The 303-nt window shown below is 46.5% G+C and carries 2 tRNA genes; both read left to right on the top strand.

Annotation, left to right across the window (positions count from 1 at the left end):
• The first annotated feature begins 68 nt into the window (after positions 1-68).
• A tRNA-Ala gene (locus tag HII16_RS16725) sits at positions 69-144 on the top strand.
• Between the two features lie 19 nt (positions 145-163).
• A tRNA-Ile gene (locus tag HII16_RS16720) sits at positions 164-240 on the top strand.
• The last annotated feature ends 63 nt before the right edge of the window (positions 241-303 follow it).

The raw sequence follows: 303 nt of genomic DNA, 5'->3' as shown, positions 1-303 counted from the left end.
CTTGTAGGTCGTCGAGTGTTCACACAAATTGCATCGATAACGAATTAGAAGAGAAGTATCTCAGTAGTGGGGCTATAGCTCAGCTGGGAGAGCGCCTGCCTTGCACGCAGGAGGTCAGCAGTTCGATCCTGCTTAGCTCCACCATTTACTGAACCAAAACAGTAGGTCTGTAGCTCAGCTGGTTAGAGCGCACCCCTGATAAGGGTGAGGTCGGTAGTTCAAGTCTACTCAGACCTACCAATTTTGCACTTCTCTGAAAACTCAAACATAAGCGGTAACGTTTATGTTTGAGTTTTTTAACTC

It is taken from the genome of Thalassotalea sp. Y01, from assembly GCF_012932945.1.
GTDB lineage: Bacteria > Pseudomonadota > Gammaproteobacteria > Enterobacterales > Alteromonadaceae > Thalassotalea_A.
Note: the sequence above shows the minus strand (reverse complement) of the source record. Positions and strands in the feature narration are given on the sequence as shown.